Genomic DNA, 14,559 nt, shown 5'->3' with positions numbered 1-14,559 from the left:
CTCAACCCCCAACGTCAAACCGACTCAGAAAGCCTGGACCCACTGTGAAAATCATTGCCGCTGAAGTCTTTGTGACCAGCCCGTCCCGTAACTTCGTCACGTTGCGGATCACCACGGAGGACGGTGTGACCGGGATTGGGGATGCGACCCTGAACGGCCGCGAGCTCGCGGTGGCCGCATACCTGAAGGAACACGTTGCGCAGCTGCTGATCGGCAAGGACCCGCACCGGATCGAGGACACCTGGCAGTTCCTGTACCGGTCCTCGTACTGGCGGCGCGGTCCGGTGACGATGGCGGCGATCGCAGCGGTGGACATGGCGTTGTGGGATATTAAGGGCAAGCTCGCCGGGATGCCGGTCTACCAGCTGCTCGGCGGGGCGTCCCGTCACGGGCTGCGCGCCTACGGGCATGCCTCCGGGGCGGACCTGCCCGCGTTGTTTGATTCGGTCCGGGAACATCTGGAGCTGGGTTACAAGTCGGTGCGGATCCAGACCGCGGTGCCCGGGATCAAGGCCGTGTACGGCGTAGCGGCGCAGGCACAGGCTTCGGGGGAGCGGTATGACTATGAGCCTGCCGGTCGCGGGGCGTTCCCGGCGGAGGAGGACTGGGACACCCGAGCGTACCTGCGGCACCTGCCGACGGTGTTCGAAGCGGTGCGGAATGAATTCGGGCCGGAGCTGCCGCTGCTGCACGACGGGCACCACCGGATGACCCCGATCCAGGCCGCGAAACTGGGCAAGGCGCTGGAGCCCTATGACTTGTTCTGGCTGGAGGACTGCACCCCGGCCGAGAACCAGGAGGCCTTGCGCCTTGTCCGTTCCCACACCACAACGCCGCTGGCGATCGGGGAAATCTTCAATACCGTCTTCGACTTCCAGACGCTGATCAAGGAACAGCTGATCGACTATGTCCGGGCCGCCTCGACGCACTTCGGCGGGATCTCGCCGCTGAAGAAGGTGATGGATTTCGCCGCGCAGTACCAGATCAAGTCCGGTTTCCACGGGCCGACGGATATTTCCCCGGTGGGCTTCGCCGCGCAGCTGCATGTGGGCCTGGCGATCCACAACTACGGCATCCAGGAATACATGCAGCACTCGGACAAAACGAACGAGGTCTTCGAACAATCCATGACCTTCGTGGACGGGTACCTGCACCCCGGCGACACGCCCGGCATCGGCGTGGAGTTCAATGAGGAAGCCGCCGCGGCCTACCCCTACCAGCAGGCCTACCTGCCCTACAACCGCCTCGTCGACGGAACGGTCCACGACTGGTAATCATGGGTCCGACGGATACGCCGGTCTCCTGTAGTGTCGTGGCAACTACTGTATGGGGGTGCGGTTAGATGTCACAGTTGACGTTCCGCTGGTCCGGTCGATTGTGGATCCTGGCGGCACTCCTCGCTGTTGCCGGGATAGTCGCGGTTCCCGCTGCCGCCATCCTGCAGCACATGTTCGAGAGCGCCATCGGGCGGACGACAGTGGACGCAGGGGCCGACGGTGCTGAGCGCACCGTCTACTGGCGCGAGTACCCCGGCGTCGCCGGCGTCGATTCCCGGCAGATCCTGGCCGGCCCTACACCGCAGGAGGGCTTCGACGCGGGGCAGGCCATGGTTGCCGAGATTAGGGCCGCCCTGTCGGAGGAATTCCAGCTCGAATGGTCCCCTGCGGGCGACGAAGCCGGCGGCAGTCCGTTTCAGCGGCCGACCGAGAATAACTACGGAGGCCAATCACTCCTTACTAACGTGAACGGTCCCGAATCCCAGAGCACCACAGTGCCGCAGGCGTGGGAAGAAAAGCAGCGGGCAATTGGCATCATCGGGGAGGTCAGTGGCCGGTACGGCTATGGGACGCCGACAATCAACGCCCTGGAGGGCTGGTCTGCAGAGGACCGGACCCGGGACCTTGGCGGTCTGACCCCGGAGGAGCAGGTTATTGTTTCCGGGGTGGCGCTTGGGCGGGCAGGTCAGTGGCTGTCCTTCAGGTTTCAGGACCTTTCAAAGGACACCAGCGGCACCTTCAAGGAACGGCTCCAGCAGCCCGAAGGATCGCCGTGGCAGCTCAATACGCTGGCGCTGGGGTACGGGGCCAACGGCCTTTTGGCAGCGGAGGACCGCGCCGAATTTGAATCCCGGCTTGAGCCCTTTCGGGGGCTTACCCCGCCTGAGCCGCTGGAAAGCTGAGCCTGCCGGGGCGAGGCGGCAGGCTCAGCCATTTTGAGCGGCTCCAGTTCAGGACTGTGGCGTCAGCACACTCTTGGGCAGGCGGTGCACAGTGACTGCCCCCACGGGGGTGAACGGGTGGAGCGGGTCCGGCGCCGATGATCCTGTCGGTCCGCCGAGACGGGAGTCGCCGACTGCACTGAGCACGGCGTAGGCGTCTTCCCGCTCCCAGCCGTGGTCCTTGACGAGGAAGTGGAACATGTCTTCGTAGCCGCGGGTGATGCTTTCCTGGACTGGGTTGCCCAGGCCGACGAAGATCCATTCCTCACCGGTCTCGATCCGGGGGGCGCGGAGGTTCATGTCTTTTGCCAGCTCAATGCTGATTACGGCTGTTCCCTCGGCCTCGATGGCCACGAATGACGACTCGCCTTCGGCCATCAGGGCATGGATGTCTCCGATCGAGAGGTACGCGCCTTCCACCATGACCGGCAGATACACCTTCGAGCCTGGCCGGCACCCCGTGAGGTCCATGTTCCCGCCGCCGGCGAAGCTTGGCATAACGGTGGAGTTTTCCCCCTCTGCCGGTGCTGTGCCGATGCAGCCGATCATCGGCCGGGGATCGAAGACGTGCCGGTCGGTTACGTGCACTCCGTCAGCGTCGATCGGGATCCGCCTGGTGAACATCTCCCGGCCCATCACGTGGCGCAGTGCCCCCGTTCCCGGCAGGCTGACGGACCAGCCGCAGTCGTTGAGCAGGATCTCGTGAATCGTGACGATCAGGGCGTCGCCCGGCTCCGCCCCGTCCACGAAGACCGGTCCGGTGACGGGATTGATGCCAACGGTGAGCCGGTCAAGGTCGTGATGAACGTGCAGTTCCGCGTAGACGGCGTCGCTGGTCTCGAACGCGATCCGCTCACCGGTTCCGGGTGCGATTCGCAGCGCAGGTTCTTCCCTTCCGGAGAACGAGAACTTCCCGTGGGATTTGTCGAGGAAATGTTCAGCGCTGGCGGTCATCGCTGGGACTCCGTTGCGCTCATGGACAACTCCGGCCCGCCGTTGTTCTCTTCGCTGAGGTCAGGTGTCCGGCCGGTGTATTTGTAGTATGCGAAGACTCCGGCTCCTACTGCGAGCCAGATGGCGCCGCCGATTTTTGCCTCCGGAGCCGCGTTGAGCAGCACATAGCCAATGATCAGGAAGCCCAGGACCGGCACCAGAAGATGGAGCACATAGTTTTTCGACTTCTGATGCACGATGTAGTGAAAAATGACCGACAGGTGCAGGAGCATAAAGCCGAAAAGTGCGCCGAAGTTCACCAGCGCGGAGATGACGTCAATCTGTCCCACAAAGAACAAGACAAGGACCGCCGAGATGGCGGACACCAGGATGATGGCGTTGCGGGGAACCTGCCGGCTGTCAATCCGGGACAGGAACCGGGGCAGTTGACGGTCGCGGCTCATCGAGTACAGCAGCCGGGAGGTGGCGGCCTGTGCGGCCATGGCGTTCGCCACTCCGATAGCGAGGACGTTCACCACAAAAAACGCCGTCATCCAGCCGCTGTTCGAGGCGGCCGCGACGATCGTAAAGAAGGCATTGCCGACCTCGTCATCGTTGAATGATTCCCGGCCGCCTGCCAGGGCGCTGGCCAGCCAGGTCTGCAGGATGAACAGGAACGCCACCAGGAACAGCGCCATGATCATGGCCCGTCCGGCAGCGTTGCGGCCGCCGGTGGCTTCCTCAGACATGGTGGAAATGCCGTCAAACCCGAGGAAACTCAAGACCGCTATGGACAGGGCCGAGGCGATCAGCGGACCCGTCACCTTGGTTGCGTCCCAGATCGGGTTCATGGTCAGTTCGGCGCCCGGAACAGCGTTTGTGGCCAGGGCATTAACGGCGATCACGACGAAAATGACGACAAAGATGAGTTCAATTGCCAGGAAGATGCGGTTCATCCGTTTGATCGAGCTGATGCCGAGCAGATTAACGACGGTGTTGACAGCCACAAAGATCAGCGCCCATAGCCAGCGCGGGGAGTCAGGAAAGATGCCCACCATCGACTCGGCAGCAAAAACGTACAGGAGCGTCGGGACGAGGAGATAGTCCAGCAGGATTGCCCACCCGGCAAAAAACCCGGCGGTGGGATGTAGCCCGCGCCCCACGTAGGAGAACACCGAACCGGCGAGGGGGATGGACTTGGCCATCTGCTGATAGGCAAGGGCAGTGAAGATCATGGCGATAAGTCCAATAGCGTAAACCAGCGGGACCATACCGCCGGCCGCGTTATAGACAACGCCGAAAATAGCCCACGGGGCGATCGGGACCATAAAAACGAGTCCATAGACGAGCAAGTCAGCGGTGGACACTGACCGTTTCAGTTCCTGCTTGTAGCCGAACGCTTCGAGCTGCTGTTGGGCGCTGAGTTCAGGGGAGCTGGATGAATTTGCCATCGGGTACTTTCTGGGAGGGGAGTGGCGGAGGCGGTGCTAGGAGTGGCGTGGCTGATCATGGCGGGCCAGGTGGGCGGCGATTACTCGCTGGAATTCCTCGGGTTGTTCCAGATGGGTGCAGTGGCTTGCCCCGGGGAAGACGTGGCTGTCCACCTTCGGAATATTGGTGATGAATGGGGCCCATGTGGCAGGGGTTGCTTCGTCGAATTCACCGGCGACAATCAGCGTTGGGGCCCTCACAAGGTGCAACCGGTCGATGACGCTCCAGTCGCGGAGCGTTCCGATGACGTGGAACTCATTGGGGCCGTTCATGGTGTGGTAGACCGTCGGTTCGGCTTCCATTTGAGCCACGCTGTGCTCAAAATCGGCGGGAAGCGGCGAGATGCGGCAGACGTGGCGCTCGTAGAAGGCCATGGTCGCCGCCGAATATTCCGGGGAAGTCAACGTGCCCGCCTTCTCGTGGAGAGCCAGCGCATCCCGGACCTCGCGGGGCAGGTCCTTCCTGAGCTCCGCGGCGGCCTTCGCCCATAGCTCCATCGAAGCCGGCGAATTGCAGATGGAAAGACTTGCCAGGCCCGAGGGCTGCCGCACCGCGATTTCGGCACCCAGCATGCCGCCCCAGGACTGCCCCAACAGGTGGAAGCTGCCGATGCGGAAGTACTCCAGCAGGTTGTGGAACTCGTCAACAAAGAGTTCCGGTACCCAAAAACCGTCGTGCGCATCTGGTAGGTGCGAACTGTTTCCGCAGCCGAGCTGGTCGTAGAGGATGACTGTGCGCCCGGTGGCCGTTAACGCCTCAAGGTTCTTGAGGTAGTTGTGCGCCATGCCCGGTCCGCCGTGAAGCACGATGAGCGGAAGCGCGCCGGGTACGGGAAGATCAGGGGCGAAGACTGCTGTCCAGGTCTCCCATTGGCCGAAGGGAACCCGGTGGGTTGTGAGGCTTGTCACGTGCGATCCTTTGGTCGGGCGTGAGCATTATCCTTGCGCATAAATGGTCTAATTCCAAGACCTTTTAGAAATATGTATAGGTTTGTCCCATGGCCAAGAGCAAAGATGACGGTCCCGAAAGGACGCTGGACACACCTCTGGCCGCGTCGTCCCGGGCGGATGAAATTACCGACCGGCTCATCACGGCGATCGCCGTCGGGGAGTATCTGCCGGGCGCGCGCCTGCCGTCAGAACGCGACCTCGCGGAGTCGCTCCACGTTGGAAGAATGACGGTCCGGACCGCAATCGGACGACTCGTTGACCAGGGCCTGCTCGCCACCCAACGCGGCCGCGCAGGGGGATCCTTTGTTCGGGAACAGTGGACTGATGCGTCGAACGCGTCAGTACAAAGGACACTCACCTCTCGCTGGGAATCGCTGCGTGACACGTGCGAAGCCATGGTCCAGCTCCACGGAGCGATCGCCCGGGCCGCGGCTGAAAACAGAAATGCGGCTGATGCGGCGGTCCTGCGCGAACGACTTGACGCTTACCGTGCCGCCGAGTCGGGCCGCGCCTCGCAAAAGGCGGACGCTCGGCTCCATCTGGCTATAGCGGAGGCCTCCCACAACCTGACGCTGACCCGCATCCTCCTGGAACTTGAGGCCCAGATCGGGCTCGGCGCACCAGCCCACCTTTGGGGTTTCCCCGAGGGAATGCAGGAAATGGAGCTCCGGGCGCTAGCCGATCATGAGCGGCTGGTGGAGGCCATCTGCGGGCAGCGCCCGGCAGAGGCAGCGACCATCGGCGTGATGCACGCGCGGATCGATATTGAACTGCTGGAGGCGGCGCTGACGAGGGCCGGAGCTGAGGCGGGAAGCTGAGCGTCGGGTTGCCGTCCGCAACTGGAGCGGACGGCAACCCTGCGCCAGGACTAGTGAATGATTTCCCGGGTCATGCCGAAAGGGACCAGGTCGGACAGCTCCGCCGTGTAGTGGCCGGGCTTGTGCCGGGTGATCAGGATGCCCTGGGTCCCGGTGGCCATCGCGATCTGCTGGAGTCCGAGGACGGCGGCGTTAAGGCGCTCGTCCAGGATGTGGCGGTTCTCGACCTGGATCTCAATGGAGTCGGTGGTGGTGATCATTGCACTGTCTTTCGTGTGTACTTCTCGTTGGCCCCAATGATTGAAAGGACAGTAACGTCATACTTGTGGGCGCGTCAAATCCCCGCGCGCCGGTGTTGGTACCCGTGATCACGCGGGGAACAGTGAAAGGTGCTCGTGGACACAGTGGATGCTGCCGTCCTCTGAGCGGTGGAAAACGATGGTTTCCCGTTCGTCGCTGGCAAAGCGTCCTCCCGTGTGATCGGTCTGGACGGTAGTGGCCACGCGATGCGAAAACACTGCTGTGGCTCCCAGCAGCTGAATGTTCTGCTCGGTGCTGCGGCACTCCAATACCCGCCAGCCGGATTCGAGCCAACTGTGCCAGAGGTCCCGGTAGGCGGACCGGGAGGAAGGACTTTCCGCTTCCGGGTGGAAGATGAAGGTCGCGTCGGCGCTGAAGGCGGCGAAGTAGGCGTCGGTGTCGCAGGCTGCAAACGCTGCGACAAGGCGATCCGCTGCGTCCTGGACCTCCGTGCGGCTGAGGTCCCGGCCGCCGGGCAGCTGCGGCGCCGGTGGCGCGGCAGCCAGCGGCCGTGCCACGGCGCGGATCGGGGCGCCGTCCGCGCCGGGAATGCTGAGCGGAAAGAGGAAGACCTCGACGGCGGCGCCGGCCTCGAGGGTGCTCTGGACCTGTTCGAGCCCGGTGAGGTTTTCCACAATGATGCAGCCGTTCCCGGCCAGGATGTTGTGGGCCGGAAACCCGTGGTCGGCTGCCCCAGTATCGTGGCCGGCGTTCGGGGTGCGATCCACGCTCAGGGCATCGAGGCCCACTGCCCGATAGCCGCGGTCGATGATCAGCTGCGCCGCGGCGGCGTCCAGCCAGGGGTGCTCCAGGTACTCTGCAGTTCCCCAGGCCCCGGCGAACCCGGTCCGCAGCAGCAGGATCCGTTGCGGACCGCCGTCGTCGGGTTCGCCGTCGCCCGGTTCGTCGTTGTTCGCCGGGGCGATCCCCGCGAGGTGCGCCGCGGTAATGGGTGCGCCGCGATCCACACCGCGGAGATCCACCAGTTCAGCGGCGCCGCTGAAGAGGCCCAGCGGCAGCTCGTCCAGGGCTTCCCACTCGTCACTGACGTGCCGGGGTGCATCTGCGTGGGTTCCGGAGTGGGTTCCGATGGCGAGCGAGAGGACATTTGCGCCGTCTGCGTCAACGGTCAGCGCACTTTCAATCCGGACGTCAGGGTCGCCCGGGTAGACGGGCATCCCGGTGCGCAGGGGCACGCTAAGATCCATCCAGGTCATGACCCGGCCACCAGTTCCGGCTCACGGCCACTGCGCTGGTGCGGCACGGTTGCATCGATGTCGCCAGCGCCGCCGGTACCGTTGGCACCGTCGTCGAAAGCGGCCGGAACGATGTTCCCGTCTGCGTCCAGCACCGGCCGGACCGCGGTGTCCTTCGAGGGGATCCAGCGGGGCCCGGCGGCCGGGAACACCTCGCGCGGTTCCGGGAAGATCCACAGCATGCCGAGGTAGAGGACGGCGGCGAGCGCCAGCGATGCCGGCAGGCTGATGTCAACGCCGCCCGCCAGGTTGCCCAGCGGCCCCTGGAACTGGCCGGGCATGTTGACCATGCTCAGGCCGACCGCGGCGCTGACAAGCCAGGCACCCATGCCGCGTGGGTTCCACCCGTGGTTGAACCAATACCGGCCGCCGGTCTGGCGGCGGTTGAAGACCTGGAGGGCGTCTGCGTCGTACCAGCCGCGGCGGGTGATGAAGCCGATGATCATAACGACCATCCAGGGAGCGGTGCACGTGACGATCAGGGTGGCGAAGGTCGAGATGCTCTGGACCAGGTTGAAGGCGAAGCGGCCGACGAAGATGAAGACGATGGCCAGGACGCCGATGAACAGGGTGGCCTGCACCCGGTTGAAGCGCGGGAAGACGCTGCTGAAGTCCAGGCCGGTTCCGTAGAGGGAGGTCGCGCCGGTGGACATGCCGCCGATGAGGGCGATGGCGCAGAGCGGCACAAAGTACCAGGCCGGGGAGACTGCCAGCAGTCCGCCGACGTAATTCGGAGCCGCCGGGTCCATGAACTCCGGTGCCTTGGCGGCAATGATGGAGGCTGTCGCGAGCCCGAAGACAAACGGCACCAGGGTGGCCAGCTGCGCGAGGAGCGCGGCCCCCATCACCCGGCGTTTGGGTGTGTCGGTGGGGATGTAACGTGCCCAGTCTCCCAGGAAGGCACCGAAGGAGATCGGGTTGGACATCACGATCAGTGCTGCGCCGATGAAGGCGGGGATGAAGCCCGCGATGCCGACGCCGTCGAACCCGGTTCCGAAGGCGCCCTCGAAGTTCAGGTTGAGGTCGCCGGCGAAGGCGATGAAACCAACGACGAAGAGCAGCGTGGCCGCGGTGACGGCAATCTTGTTGACGAGCAACATGAACTTAAACCCATAGACGCAGACGGCGAGCACCAGCACACCGAAGACCCCGTACGCGACGGCGAAGGAACCCATCTCCTGCGGGAGGCCAACCAGTCGGTTCAAGCCGCCCACCAGGGCATCGCCGGAACTCCAGACGGAGATCGAAAAGAATGCCATGGCTGTCAGGAGTGAGAGGAATGATCCAACCACCCGGCCGTGAACCCCCAGATGGGCGGAGGAGGACACAGCGTTGTTGGTTCCGTTGGTAGGCCCGAAGACAGCCATCGGCGCCAGCAGGAGGGCACCGACCACCAGCCCCGTGACTGTTGCGGCGAGGCCCTGCCAGAAGGAGAGTCCAAACAGAATGGGGAACGCACCCAGGAACGCTGTCGCGAAGGTGTTGGCACCGCCGAACGACACCCTGAACAGGTCAAGGGGGCTTGCGTTGCGGTCCTTCTCCGGAATCCGCTCAATGCCGTAGGTTTCCACTTCGGTGACTTTGCCCCGGGTTTGTCTCCTGCGGGCGGCGGTGTGCTGTGCCTCGGACATGGTGTTCTCCATCCAGCGTAAATTCCTGCGTGAGTTGCTCAATAAGCATCACAAGTTGCTGATTAAGCTACAAGTGATGATTAAACTACAGTGTGAAGCGGCTCACAGCAAGGACCGGCCGGCATCTGTCGAAAACCTGCGGCTGGCGCAGGCGGCCGTGCTGCTACGCCAGCAGAGTGAATCCGGCCGACGGAAAGCGGACCCCGTTCACCTGCAGCTGCAGTAAGTGGTCCCCGGAATGGTGGACCCTGGTGGTCATCTGGCGGAAGGCGTGACGCTTTGAGAAGGTCCGGGACTCGCCTGGCCCGAGGACGGCAGTTCCGAGCTTAAAGACTTTCCCGGCGAGGGATCCATTGGCCTTGGCGTAGTGCACCACGTAATCGACGGCGAGCCGGGCTTCCGCGGTCCCGGTGTTGGCGAGCTCGAAGGAAAAGCCGAGTTCGCCGGGAAGTTCGACGACGGTGCGGTCCAGGCGCAGCGGTGTCACCGCGAGCGAGGCAGGCGCAAACCCCAACAGCTCGAGCGCCCCGGGATGGGCCTTCTTCACGAGGGTTCGCAGTCCATGGCGGACCACCCTGGAGGTGTCCGCGTCGGGTGCGGCCATCCATCGGCGGGCGGTGGCAACTACCTCCTCGGGGGCGTGCCGGGCCAGATCGTTCAGGTGGTTGGCTACCGAGCGACGGACGTCCTCGACCGGGTCCCGGTAGAGGGATTCGAGGATTGGCAAGGTGGCGGCGGGGTGCTCGATGATCGCCGGAACGCGCACTGCCCAGGGCAGGTAGGCCCGGGTGCCTTCGGTGGCGAGGCGTCGGACGTGCCAATCCGGGTGCGAGGTCCAGGTCTGAATGACGGGCAGTGCCCGCTCCAGGTCGGCGGCAAGAAGCCGCCGGATCGCGAATTCGCTGCTGAGCCGCGGAGTCAGCTCGGCAAGCAGGGCCAGGCAGTCCGCGAAATCGCCCGGGCCCGTCCTGGCCAGGGCGAGGGTGGCCGCTGTCTCGCCCACGGGCCAGATCATCCAGCCGGTGAAGTCCGGCTCAGCGAGTGCCCGGCGGAAGATGGCCGCCGTTGCCTGGTAGCCGCCGGGCAGGTCGGTGAGCAGCGCGCGGCTGAGGTGATCGGTGCGTTCGCGCAGGCTCAGTTCGTCGAGGTGCCCGGCTGCTTCGGCCAGGCGGGGGAGGCGGATGGCCGGGCCGGCCGCGGCGAGGATGCGCTCCAGCGAGCCGACCACGCTGTTGTTGATTAGTTCATTCATGGCGCCCATCGTTTTAGGCTACCGGCGACCGGGCCGGCGGGTCCGCAGCGCAGTTAAACGGAGGAGAACCCGGAGTCGGGATATTCTGCACGGACGGAATGTCCACGAACAGTGCAGGGCGGATGCAGGAATGTCAAAGGAAATCACGGGAAAGTCGCCCGGACGGTGGCGGGTCTTCCACGACAAATTTGTGGTCGAAGAACGCTACCTGAGCGTGCAGGACCGACGAAGCCTCTATCGGACCGCCGTCGGCCTCGTAGTGTGTGGCGCCGTGCTGTTCGCCGCAATCCTTGCCGGTGTCCTCCTTCATGGCGGCCTCACGGCGGGCGACGAACCTGTCCGGTCCGGGCTCGTGGCCCTCCGCTCCGAACCACTTACAACGATCATGATCATCCTCGCTGTCATCTTCGGCCCCGTTGCCCTGCCGGTCATCGTCCTGGTGGTGACGGTGGCCTGGGGGCTGTTCGCCAAGCACGCCTGGCGCCCGATGCTCCTTGCCGGCGCCATGCTCACCGGCGTGATCCTTGCCCAGATCATCGGGCGCATTGTCGAACGACAGCGCCCGCCCGTAGACCTGATGCTCTTCGGCGCCGACTTCACGTTTTCCTTCCCGTCCGGGCACGTTCTCGGCGCCTGCGACTTCCTCCTTGTCAGCACCTTTTTGATCTTCTCCCGCCGACCCGGCCGTGCAGGCGCCGGATGGGGCTTTATCCTGGCCGGCGTCGGGATCTTCTTTGCCGCGATCAGCAGGCTCTATCTGGGCTATCACTGGTTGACTGACGCGCTGGCCTCGCTCTCCATCTCGTTGGTGGTCCTCGGCGGGGTGATCGCCCTGGACACCTGGCGCACTGCCCGCGTTCACGGGGAACCCGTCACCGGAACGCTTTCCAAAACCGACACCAGCCAGGGTTGACACCGGACCGCTGCCGCGTCGTCCGGGGCACTGAGCCGAAGCCCGTGGCGCGGCGATTCGGAGCGGCGTAAAATCAGTCAACTGCCTGAAACGACAAAGAGGAACCGGCCGATGAATGCTTCCGCCAAGGGCTTGGCCGCCCTGCTGCCGCCGCGCTTCACCCTCGGAGTGGCGACCGCGGCTTTCCAGATCGAAGGCGCACTGGATGAGGACGGTCGCGGCCCCTCGGGCTGGGACGTGTTCGCCGCCAAGCCCGGATCGATCGTGGAGGACCACAGCCCCGCGATAGCCTGCGACCACTACCACCGGATGCCGGAAGACGTGGCCCTGATGAAGGAGCTCGGGATCGATTCATATCGGTTCTCCTTGTCCTGGTCACGCGTCCAGCCCGGCGGAAGTGGCCCGGTCAACCCGGCAGGCCTCGCCTTCTACGACCGGTTGATTGACCTGCTGCTGGCCAATGGGATCGCACCGATGGCCACGCTGTATCACTGGGATACGCCGCTGGAGCTCGATGACGCCGGCGGCTGGATGAACCGCGACACGGCCTACCGGCTGGGAGACTTTGCCGCGATCGCGGCGGCCGCCTACGGGGACCGGGTGTCCCGTTGGGTAACCGTCAACGAGCCGGCCACCGTCAGTACCAACGGCTACATGCTCGGGCTGCACGCTCCCGGGGAAGCCCTGATGCTAAAGGCGCTGCCCAGCGTCCACCACCAGTTGTTGGGCCATGGCTTGGCGCTCCAGGCACTCCGGGCAGCCAAGGTGCCGGGCGAGATCGGGATCACGAACGTCTATTCGCCGATGGTGCCTGCATCTATCAACCCGCTGGACAAGATCGGCGCCGGGCTGATGGACATGGCCCAGAACCGGCTCTACGCGGACCCCGTGCTGCTGGGCAAGTACCCCGACGCCGTCCGGACCGCCGCATTCTTCTCCTCCTTCGACCCGTCCAGCGAAGACATGGCATTGATCTCGCAGCCGCTGGACTTTTACGGGCTCAACTACTACATGCCCACCCGGGTGGCAGCCGGACCGGGCGATGGCGCAGTGCCCAAGGGAATGGCGGAGGCGATGGGGGATGACCTGGGCGGCTCGGCGTCCGGCTCCCCGTTCCACATCACATCGTTCCCGGACACCGAGACCACCGCCTACGGGTGGCCCATCAAACCGGAATACATGGGAGTCGCGCTCGCGGAAATGGCCAGGCGATACCCCGACCTTCCGCCGGTCTACATCACCGAGGGCGGGGCAAGCTTTGAAGACCTCGAAATCCGGGACCCGGAGGGACGGCTCGTCATCCCGGACGAACGCCGCGTGCGCTACCTGGCGGACCACATTGCAGCTGCCATTGAGGCGACGTCTCCTGGCGGTGCGGCGGAGTCGATCGACCTGCGTGGGTACTACGTGTGGTCGCTGATGGACAACTTCGAATGGTCCGGCGGGTTTAAGCAGCAGTTCGGGCTGCTGCACGTGGACAGCGGGACCCAGACGCGCACAAAGAAGGCATCGTACTACTGGCTCCAGGAAGTGCTCTCGGCCCGGAACAGGGCCGCCAGCCCGGTGGTTCCCGGCGCGGAGGCAGTGCCGGCTTAGAGAATGCCCAGGTCCTGCAGGCCCTTCGCCATGCCGGCACCGTCAGGGGAGTAGATCCACGGAACCTTGGAACCGGTATGGTCCCCGGTGTTCGAATGGCCGCCGGCGAAGACGGCCTCGCTGGCGGAGAGCTGGCGGACGCCGATGGCGGCCACACACTCGCCGTGCTGCCGGGCGAAGTGCGAATAGATCGCTTCGTCGTGCTGCCCGTTGTCGCCGAAGAGCAACCAGCGCAGGTTCGGAAATTCCTGGGCCAGCTGTTCAAGGTTGCGGCGTTTGTGCTCGGGGCCGCTGCGGAACCATCGGTCGTGGGTGAGGCCCCAGTCCGTGAGCAGCAGGGCACCGGAAGGGTACATGTTCCTGGTGATGAACCGCGCCAGCGTGGGGGCCGCGTTCCATGGCCCGGTAGAGAGGTAAATCACCGGAGCGTCCGGGTGCTCCAACGTGAGCCTATCCATCAGCACCGCCATGCCCGGTGTCGCCATCCGGGCGCGTTCATTGAGCACAAAGGTGTTCCAAAGCGCGAGGAACGGCCGGGGGAGCGCGGTGACCATAATGGTGTCATCGATGTCGGATACGATTCCAAGCTTGGTATCCGGGGAAATGACGAAGATCTTCGCTGTGGCCGGCTCGGTCCCTTCGGCGCGCAGCACGGCAGTGTGCCACCCCGGGGCCAACTCCACCTGCACCACGGTATCCACCAGCCCGCCGCGATCCGCCTGCACGCGGGCAGTCACCCCGCCGATCTCGATCTCCACCGTGGAATACTGCACCGGCACGGAGGTAAACGCCCGCCAGCCGCGGATGTTCTGGTTTCCGTTCCGGGCAGCCTGTGCCGCCCGGCTCCCGGGGTTGAGCGTGCTGGTCAGGACCACCCGGCCGAGCACCCGGACCCAGCTCGTCGACCCGTAGCCTTGGTAGGCGACCGTCTTGGGGGCAAAATTCCAGCGCCGGGCAGTCTTCAATCGCAGACTGTTGAAAGTGTCTGAGACCGTGTGCGCCAAGCGAAAAACCCTGGTGCCGGAGACCTGTTGCCGCCCGGAGGTGTGGTGTGAGGCCAATTCCATGCCTCAACCCTCTCACAGGGGCCCGATTCGCCGGGGGTGGAAGCGCCGCGGTCTCATCGACGGTCAGCAAATGGTCCAGCAGCCCGGCGCTTTGCACGGAGCGCGCGGCGGTCGCCGAGTTCGGTGGTCCAAGC

The 14,559-nt window shown here is 64.6% G+C and carries 13 protein-coding genes; 5 read left to right on the top strand and 8 right to left on the bottom strand.

The window, feature by feature from the left end:
- Positions 1-44: 44 nt before the first annotated feature.
- Together manD and QK287_RS01120 are read left to right on the top strand one after the other, a co-directional pair.
- Positions 45-1,274: a D-mannonate dehydratase ManD gene (gene manD, locus QK287_RS01125; protein ID WP_226775437.1), complete on the top strand. Its 1,230-nt coding sequence runs from the start codon at positions 45-47 to the stop codon at positions 1,272-1,274.
- A gap of 68 nt (positions 1,275-1,342) precedes the next feature.
- Entirely contained in the window at positions 1,343-2,179 is an 837-nt protein-coding gene (locus QK287_RS01120) for a hypothetical protein (protein ID WP_282358738.1), read from the top strand.
- 48 nt (positions 2,180-2,227) lie between these two features.
- On the opposite strand, the gene QK287_RS01115 is transcribed toward QK287_RS01120, so the two are convergent.
- From QK287_RS01115 to QK287_RS01105, 3 genes are read right to left on the bottom strand one after another with little or no spacing between them, the layout of a single operon-like run.
- The gene (locus tag QK287_RS01115) at positions 2,228-3,172 is read right to left on the bottom strand and encodes an acetamidase/formamidase family protein (protein WP_282358736.1); all 945 of its coding nucleotides are present in this window, start codon (positions 3,170-3,172) and stop codon (positions 2,228-2,230) included.
- On the bottom strand, positions 3,169-4,602 hold the full coding sequence (locus QK287_RS01110) for an APC family permease (RefSeq protein ID WP_282358735.1): 1,434 nt from the start codon (positions 4,600-4,602) through the stop codon (positions 3,169-3,171). The genes QK287_RS01115 and QK287_RS01110 overlap by 4 nt, the downstream gene beginning before the upstream one ends.
- A gap of 36 nt (positions 4,603-4,638) precedes the next feature.
- The gene (locus QK287_RS01105; protein ID WP_282358733.1) at positions 4,639-5,550 is read right to left on the bottom strand and encodes a proline iminopeptidase-family hydrolase; all 912 of its coding nucleotides are present in this window, start codon (positions 5,548-5,550) and stop codon (positions 4,639-4,641) included.
- Between the two features lie 89 nt (positions 5,551-5,639).
- Between QK287_RS01105 and QK287_RS01100 the strand changes: the two genes are divergently transcribed.
- Entirely contained in the window at positions 5,640-6,410 is a 771-nt protein-coding gene (locus QK287_RS01100; RefSeq protein ID WP_226775442.1) for a GntR family transcriptional regulator, read from the top strand.
- Between the two features lie 50 nt (positions 6,411-6,460).
- On the opposite strand, the gene QK287_RS01095 is transcribed toward QK287_RS01100, so the two are convergent.
- The 4 genes from QK287_RS01095 to QK287_RS01080 all read right to left on the bottom strand — a co-directional run bounded on the left by QK287_RS01095 (position 6,461) and on the right by QK287_RS01080 (position 10,849).
- The gene (locus tag QK287_RS01095; protein ID WP_226775443.1) at positions 6,461-6,670 is read right to left on the bottom strand and encodes a hypothetical protein; all 210 of its coding nucleotides are present in this window, start codon (positions 6,668-6,670) and stop codon (positions 6,461-6,463) included.
- 108 nt (positions 6,671-6,778) lie between these two features.
- The gene (locus QK287_RS01090; protein WP_282358730.1) at positions 6,779-7,906 is read right to left on the bottom strand and encodes a cyclase family protein; all 1,128 of its coding nucleotides are present in this window, start codon (positions 7,904-7,906) and stop codon (positions 6,779-6,781) included.
- Between the two features lie 17 nt (positions 7,907-7,923).
- Entirely contained in the window at positions 7,924-9,597 is a 1,674-nt protein-coding gene (locus tag QK287_RS01085; RefSeq protein WP_282358729.1) for a cytosine permease, read from the bottom strand.
- Positions 9,598-9,760: 163 nt separating this feature from the next.
- The gene (locus QK287_RS01080) at positions 9,761-10,849 is read right to left on the bottom strand and encodes a DNA alkylation repair protein (RefSeq protein WP_282358728.1); all 1,089 of its coding nucleotides are present in this window, start codon (positions 10,847-10,849) and stop codon (positions 9,761-9,763) included.
- Between the two features lie 130 nt (positions 10,850-10,979).
- Here QK287_RS01080 and QK287_RS01075 point away from each other — a divergent pair, with 130 nt between their 5' ends.
- Positions 10,980-11,762: a phosphatase PAP2 family protein gene (locus QK287_RS01075; protein ID WP_282358726.1), complete on the top strand. Its 783-nt coding sequence runs from the start codon at positions 10,980-10,982 to the stop codon at positions 11,760-11,762.
- A 111-nt stretch (positions 11,763-11,873) separates the two neighbouring features.
- On the top strand, positions 11,874-13,358 hold the full coding sequence (locus tag QK287_RS01070) for a family 1 glycosylhydrolase (protein ID WP_282358724.1): 1,485 nt from the start codon (positions 11,874-11,876) through the stop codon (positions 13,356-13,358).
- Here QK287_RS01070 and QK287_RS01065 read toward each other — a convergent pair.
- Entirely contained in the window at positions 13,355-14,323 is a 969-nt protein-coding gene (locus tag QK287_RS01065; RefSeq protein WP_282358722.1) for a phosphatase domain-containing protein, read from the bottom strand. The two genes, QK287_RS01070 and QK287_RS01065, sit on opposite strands and share 4 nt — an antisense overlap.
- Positions 14,324-14,559 lie beyond the last annotated feature (236 nt).

Source organism: Arthrobacter sp. AL05, assembly GCF_029960715.1.
In the GTDB taxonomy this organism is placed as follows: Bacteria; Actinomycetota; Actinomycetes; order Actinomycetales; family Micrococcaceae; genus Arthrobacter.
Note: the sequence above shows the minus strand (reverse complement) of the source record. Positions and strands in the feature narration are given on the sequence as shown.